Annotated in this window: 6 protein-coding genes; all 6 read left to right on the top strand. The window is 49.1% G+C overall.

The window, feature by feature from the left end:
* On the top strand, window positions 1-1,208 hold a 1,208-nt coding region (gene acsC, locus FTO70_RS16600), incomplete at its 5' end, for an acetyl-CoA decarbonylase/synthase complex subunit gamma (protein WP_255336888.1).
* Window positions 1,209-1,785: 577 nt separating this feature from the next.
* Complete coding sequence (locus tag FTO70_RS16595) at window positions 1,786-2,850, top strand: 60S ribosomal export protein NMD3 (protein ID WP_255336887.1); 1,065 nt, start codon at window positions 1,786-1,788, stop codon at window positions 2,848-2,850.
* A 63-nt stretch (window positions 2,851-2,913) separates the two neighbouring features.
* Window positions 2,914-4,113: an ATP-grasp domain-containing protein gene (locus tag FTO70_RS16590; protein ID WP_255336886.1), complete on the top strand. Its 1,200-nt coding sequence runs from the start codon at window positions 2,914-2,916 to the stop codon at window positions 4,111-4,113.
* 121 nt (window positions 4,114-4,234) lie between these two features.
* Window positions 4,235-4,729, top strand: a complete 495-nt coding sequence (locus FTO70_RS16585; protein WP_255336885.1) for a transcription factor — start codon at window positions 4,235-4,237, stop codon at window positions 4,727-4,729.
* A 10-nt stretch (window positions 4,730-4,739) separates the two neighbouring features.
* Entirely contained in the window at window positions 4,740-5,252 is a 513-nt protein-coding gene (locus FTO70_RS16580) for a TIGR00295 family protein (RefSeq protein ID WP_255336884.1), read from the top strand.
* Window positions 5,253-5,516: 264 nt separating this feature from the next.
* The gene (gene psmB, locus FTO70_RS16575; RefSeq protein ID WP_255336883.1) at window positions 5,517-6,149 is read left to right on the top strand and encodes an archaeal proteasome endopeptidase complex subunit beta; all 633 of its coding nucleotides are present in this window, start codon (window positions 5,517-5,519) and stop codon (window positions 6,147-6,149) included.
* Window positions 6,150-6,220: the final 71 nt, after the last annotated feature.

The following is a 6,220-nucleotide window of genomic DNA, read 5'->3' as shown; positions in this document are numbered from 1 at the left end:
TCCGGGAAGTTGTCATAGGGGTAGGCGAAAGAGCAGCAAAGATCGGTGGAGACGACGTCCTGTACCGCCACAAGCTCACATTCTTCAACAAGACAAAGATGTTCTTCGATGTTGCAGACAACATGGAGGAAGCTGCCCTTGTTGAGAGAGTAAAGAAGATCGCTGACTTCAAGAAGTTCTATGTAGGCCGCAACCTGCTCCTCGACGGTGTTGCAATAAGGGCCGTTTCCAACGACCCCGCAAAGTTTGCCGCAGCTGTCAAGAAGGTTGCAGAAGCAGGCCTGCCCATGATCTTCTGTTCCTTCAACCCCGCTGTCCTGAAGGCAGGACTTGAAACAGCAAAGGACAAGAACCCCCTGCTCTACGCCGCAAACAAGGACAACTGGAAGGAAGTAGGAGAGCTCGCACTTGAGTACAATGTGCCTGTGGTAGTCTCGGCATTCAACGACCTCGACGCCCTCAAGACCCTTGCAAAGACCTTTGCAGAGGCAGGAATTAAGGACATTGTCCTTGACCCGGGGACCTACCCGAGCGGCAAGGGACTGAAGGACACCTTTACCAACTTCCTGAAGATCAGGAGAGCAGGCATTATGGGAGACACCGAGATCGCATACCCGATCCTGGCCCTGCCCTTCACTGCCTGGATGGCCGGAATTGCAGACCCGGTCAGCGCCTCATACTGGGAAACCGTGATGGCATCAGTCTTTACCATAAGGTACGGCGACGCCATGATCCTCCACAGCCTGGAGCCATACGCAACCCTGCCTGAAGTACACCTGGCTGAGACCATCTACACAGACCCGAGGACACCGGTCTCCGTGGACGGCGGAATGTATAAGGTTGGAAACCCGGACAAAGATTCCCCGGTGTTCTTCACAACCAACTTCGCCCTCACATACTACACGGTGGAGAGCGACATCTCGGCAAATGGAATAGTATGCTGGCTGCTCGCAGTTGACACAGATGGGATTGGTGTGGAAGCTGCCGTTGCCGGGGGTCAGCTGACCTCCGCAAAGGTAAAGGATGCCTTTGAAAAGGCAGGCTTCAACCTCAAGACGGACACAAGCCACAACACCCTTATCATTCCAGGTCTATCAGCCCGTCTGCAGGGTGACCTCGAAGATACACTCGGTGCAAACGTCAAGGTTGGACCAATGGACTCCGGCCGTATACCAGGCTGGATAGAGAAGAACTGGCCTCCAAAATAAGTCAGAAAACAAATTTTAAAACCAGCAGTATCCGTGTCTTCCTGACACGGATACTTTTTCTGTTTTTTCCCTGTTTTAGTGTGCATTTGTTCTTTTGCGCTGAAGAACCTTTTTCGTGCTTTTTGCTATAGCTCAGGCTTTACCCGGGGTTTTTGGAAGAAGCTAAAGGACCTACAGAAAGAAGGCTGGCAGAATTATATTAAGGTAAGGAAGTGAAAAGCAGTAGAGGAATAAACATAATAATGATAAATATAATAATACAGTTTATACAAGAATTGCACGATATAACATACAGAATAATACAAATATTTATATAAAAGAAAACACTTTTTCCCCATGCCTCCTAAATCTGATTTTTCGGACTCCTTTGAGTCCAACCTGTTTGCTGATTTTGCTGCCCACGGGAAGTAAGGGGTCCCGGAACGCCCCTTAAGGCAAAATCAGCAAATCCAGCTATTCTTATATAATATGACCGTACTTAACAGGTGAATCGTTCATATTTACACGGTTTAAGAACCCGGCTTCTGGAGCCGGATAATTTCTAAAATTCAAAGAAGATTACCAGTAAGGATTAGAGATGAATTCCGTCACATGCCCGAAATGCGGCAGAGAATGCGAGAAACTCGTTGTTTCAGTTTGCAGGGACTGTTTCTTAGAAAACTTCAAACTCATAGACCTGCCCCTCGTCCTCCATGTCAGGATCTGCGGCCGCTGTGGAGCATACTTCCACAAAAGCCGATGGGAAAACATCGGCAGGCTTGAAAACGTGGTGCTGAGAGCCGTAGAAGACACCCTCTTTATCCATGCCGATGCAGAGGACGTAGAACTCTACCTTGAACCCAAAGAGATTACACCCTACACGTACATGGTAAGGGCTGAAGTGGATGCCCGTGTAAGGGGAGAACCTGTCCATGCCGAAGCCGAGACCGAAGTAAGGGTCCAGAGGGTAGCCTGCGACATGTGCAGCAGGGAGTCAGGCGGCTACTTTGAAGCGATCATCCAGATCCGGGCAGCCGGACGGTTCCCCACCGAAGAGGAAAAAAGACGCTGTGCCGCCATCGTCCGGGAATCTATGGAAAGCATGAAGAAGAAAGGTGACCGACTGGCCTTTATCACCGACGCCCAGGAACTGAAAGAAGGAGCCGACTTTTATATGGGCTCAATGAATGCCAGCAGGCAGGTCTGCAAGCTGATCTCCTCAGAACTTGGAGGCACCTTTTCCGAGTCCCCCACCCTGGTAGGGATGAAAGACGGCAAAAACCTCTACAGGATTACTTTTGCAATGCGCCTGCCAGAATTCAGGCCCGGGGACGTAATAAAGTTCAGGGAAAAGGTAATCGAGATCAAGACTTCCGGGAAAAAGGTCAACGGGATTTACCTGGAAGATGGGTCCCGTTTCATCTCAACTCCGGAGGAACTCAAAGGCGCAGAAAAGGTTGCCAGGATCGAAGATGCGGTTCTTACAGTGCTGGTCTCAATCGAACAAAACGCAATCCTTGTGCTTGATCCAAGGACTTATGAAACCGTCACCATAAAAAAGCCCGTGTCCTTTGCTGCCGAAGCAGGAAGCGAAATCCGTGTCCTAAAGACCCCTTACGGGCTCTTTGCGCTGGCACACTCCGAAGCATCGCAGAGGAAGTAAAAAATCCGGAAGGAAGCAAAAAACCTGGAAGGAAGTAAAAAACGGGATAAAGAAGGGCAAAATATGCAGAATGTCCTGATAATCGGATTTGATACCCGAAATATTGTCTGCTCCGCAAAAAGAGCGGGTTATACTGTCTGCTCAATTGATGCCTTCATGGACCAGGACCTGCGGGAATGCGCATACGCATCGGCTTTCCTTGAGTGCAGGAGCCCGAGAGAGCTGCGCAAGCTTGACCCTGCCCGGATAAAGGAACAGATGGAAACTTTCGGGCTGGAATTCGACGCCCTTGTCCCGGGTTCGGGGCTCGAGATGCTCGATTCCCGCCAGTTTTCCTGCCCCGTACTTGCCAGCAGCCCTAAAGCCGTGCAGGAAGCTTCCGACAAGGCCCACCTGGCAAAAAGGCTTGCCGACCTCGAAATGCCCCACCCACGCTGTTATTCTCTTAAAGAATTTGAAGCAATAGAATATCCGGTCATGCTCAAGCCTGCCCGCGGAGGAGGAGGAATCTTCAACCGGGTTGCAGGAAACCGCCAGGAACTTCTGGCCGCCCTGGAGGAGCTTTCCCGTCTGGACCCGGAGTTCAGGGAAGAAGAGATGGTAATCCAGGAATTTGTAAGGGGAATCCCTGCCAGCGTTTCCGTACTGGCTACGGAGGATAAGGCCCTGGCTGTGGCAGTAAACGAACAGCTGATAGGAATCCCCTGGCTCTCAAGGCTGCCTTTTGCCTACTGCGGGAACATAACCCCCTTTAAGACAGAGCATGCCGGAAAAATGGAAAGGCTTGCAGAAGAGCTGGTGCTCGAATTCGGGCTCATGGGCTCAAACGGGGTTGACTTCCTGGTAACGGAAGAAGGGCCTGTCGTGCTTGAAATAAACCCAAGGTTCCAGGGAAGCCTGGATACGGTGGAGAGGGCAACGGACCTGAACCTCTTTGAGGCCCATGCAGGCTGTTTCAGGGGAGAACTCCCGGAAAAAACCGTACCAAAACGATTCGCTGCCAGAGGAGTTCTTTATTCGGATCGAGAGTTATTTATAGACCAAACGCTCATGGACATCATCCTCAGGGAAGAAAGTGCAGATGTTCCTTCCCCCGGAGCCGTTACGGAGCCGGACGGGCCGCTGACTTCTCTGTTTGCATGCGCCTCTACAAGGGAAGAGGCACTCCTGGGCCTGGAAAGAGGGGCGGAAAGGATAAAAGCTTTTATTGAGAGAGCAATAAAAACCCAGGGGGAATCCCTTAGCCCCACCGGGAAGGTGTGAAGCCGGAGGTGCTGAAAGTTCAGCTCTGGGCCCGGATTGAGAGTAATTCCTGGAAAACAAATGGAATGAAATTTTAATACTGGTATGTCCCATTCATATAGGGATTCACGAGGTGAACACGTTGGTCGACTTAAATGACAAGGTTATTAGAGGGTTCCTTATGAGCCTTGTAGGGGAAGAGGGGCTCAAAATGATCGAGAACATGCCCGAAGGCGAGGTCACGGACGAGGAAATTTCTCAAAAGAGCGGAGTTTTGCTTAACACCGTAAGAAGAACCCTCTTCATACTCTATGAAAACAAATTTGCAATAGTTGTGAGGGAGAGGGATTCAAACAGTGGCTGGCTCACTTACCTCTGGCACCTGGACTTTTCGGACATCGAGCACCAGCTCATGAGGGAAAAGAAAAAGCTGCTCAGGAACCTGAAAGTCCGCCTTGAATTTGAAGAGAACAATGTATTTTATGTCTGCCCGCAGGGCTGTGTTCGCCTTCTCTTTGACGAAGCCACGGAAACCGAGTTTCTCTGCCCCATGTGCGGAGAAGACCTGGCCCATTACGATAACTCTCCCTTCGTGAACGTCCTGAAAAAACGAATAGAAGCCTTGACTTCTGCCTGAAGGGCCTGCCGTGACCACCGGAGCAGAAGCAATTCTACTGCTTGAAGAAGCCGGCTGTGCCCCTAACGTTATAGAACACTGCCGGGAAGTTGCCTCACTTGCTGTTGAAATCGCCGAAAGGGTTAAGGCAGCAGGGCATGAGGTAGACCTGGAACTTGTAGAGGCAGGAGCCCTCCTGCACGATCTTGGGCGCTGCAGGACACATGGGATTTCCCATGCTGTTGAGGGATTCAGGCTGGCAAAAGATACGGGGATCAAACCCGAGCTTTCCGAGATTATAAAGCGGCACATCGGAGCCGGGATTTCAAGAGAGGAAGCCAGAGAGTTAGGGCTTCCGGATGACGATTATTTTCCCCGGAGCCTTGAAGAAAAAATAGTTGCCCATGCCGACAACCTGGTAAGGGGAACTCAAAGGATCACCATTGAAGAAAGAATTGCCCGCATGCGCAAAAAGCAGGTCGGGGAAGAGGTGGTCCAGAGGGTGAAAAAACTCGCTGAAGAGGTCGAGAAAATTTCCCATTAAAACAGAATTTTCCGGCACAAAGGGATTAACTATTCGGCAAAGGGAAAAACAGATATAAAGCAGATATTTTGTAAGGTCTTCCTTCCGGATTTAGATTTAAACGAATTTAATGAAAAAACCGGAGGAAAAGTTATATATAGCGATATTAATAATGAGATAATGGATTGCTAAATCCTTCATTTTGAGCTAAAAATGCTCACCTCAATCAAAACATTTTTTTTAGCAACATTTTCTCATTTTTAACTTAATTATGAGGGTATGTTTATGGATAATGATAAATATTTAAAGGGCACAACTACCGTAGGAGTAGTCTGTACCGACGGGATTGTGCTCGCAAGCGAGCAGAGAGCCACAATGGGGAATTTCATCGCAAGCAAAACTGCAAAGAAAGTTTACCAGATTGATGACCTGGTGGGGATGACAACTGCAGGTTCAGTAGGCGACGCCCAGCAGCTCGTCCGGCTGATTGGTGTGGAGTCAAAGCTCTACAAGATGCGCAGAAACGAAACCATGACAATTAAAGGGATCACCACCCTTATGTCCAACTTCTTAAGTGCCAACAGGTACTACCCAATGATGGTTCAGCTCCTTATCGGAGGGGTTGACAAAAACGGGCCTTCCATCTATTCCCTTGACCCTCTCGGAGGGAGCATTGAGGAAACAAAGATCTCAGCTACAGGTTCCGGTTCTCCCATGGCCTATGGGGTACTTGAAGACCACTACAGAGAGAACATGACCACAGAAGAAGGTCTTGAACTTGCAATCAGGGCGATCCACAACGCAATGAAAAGGGACTCGGCTTCCGGAGAAAATGTCGATGTAGTGGTAATCACAGAGGAGGAATTCAAGAGGCTGGATCCTGAAGATATAAAAGCAAGAAGGGCCTTATTTAACTAAAAACTTAAAATTGTTGGTTTTTTATTTTAAAATATAAACTAACACCTTTTTAACATATTTTTTTCACCATC

The organism is Methanosarcina sp. KYL-1, assembly GCF_024372725.1.
Classification (GTDB): domain Archaea; phylum Halobacteriota; class Methanosarcinia; order Methanosarcinales; family Methanosarcinaceae; genus Methanosarcina.
The sequence above is the reverse complement of the archived record's forward strand: the minus strand, read 5'-3'. Positions and strand labels throughout refer to the sequence as shown.

What these genes read in the sequence shown, in the direction of transcription:
- FTO70_RS16590 (WP_255336886.1), top strand. Translation starts at nt 2,914, where the DNA reads ATGCAGAATGTCCTGATAATCGGATTTGATACCCGAAATATTGTCTGC.
- FTO70_RS16595 (WP_255336887.1), top strand. Translation starts at nt 1,786, where the DNA reads ATGAATTCCGTCACATGCCCGAAATGCGGCAGAGAATGCGAGAAACTC.
- psmB (WP_255336883.1), top strand. Translation starts at nt 5,517, where the DNA reads ATGGATAATGATAAATATTTAAAGGGCACAACTACCGTAGGAGTAGTC.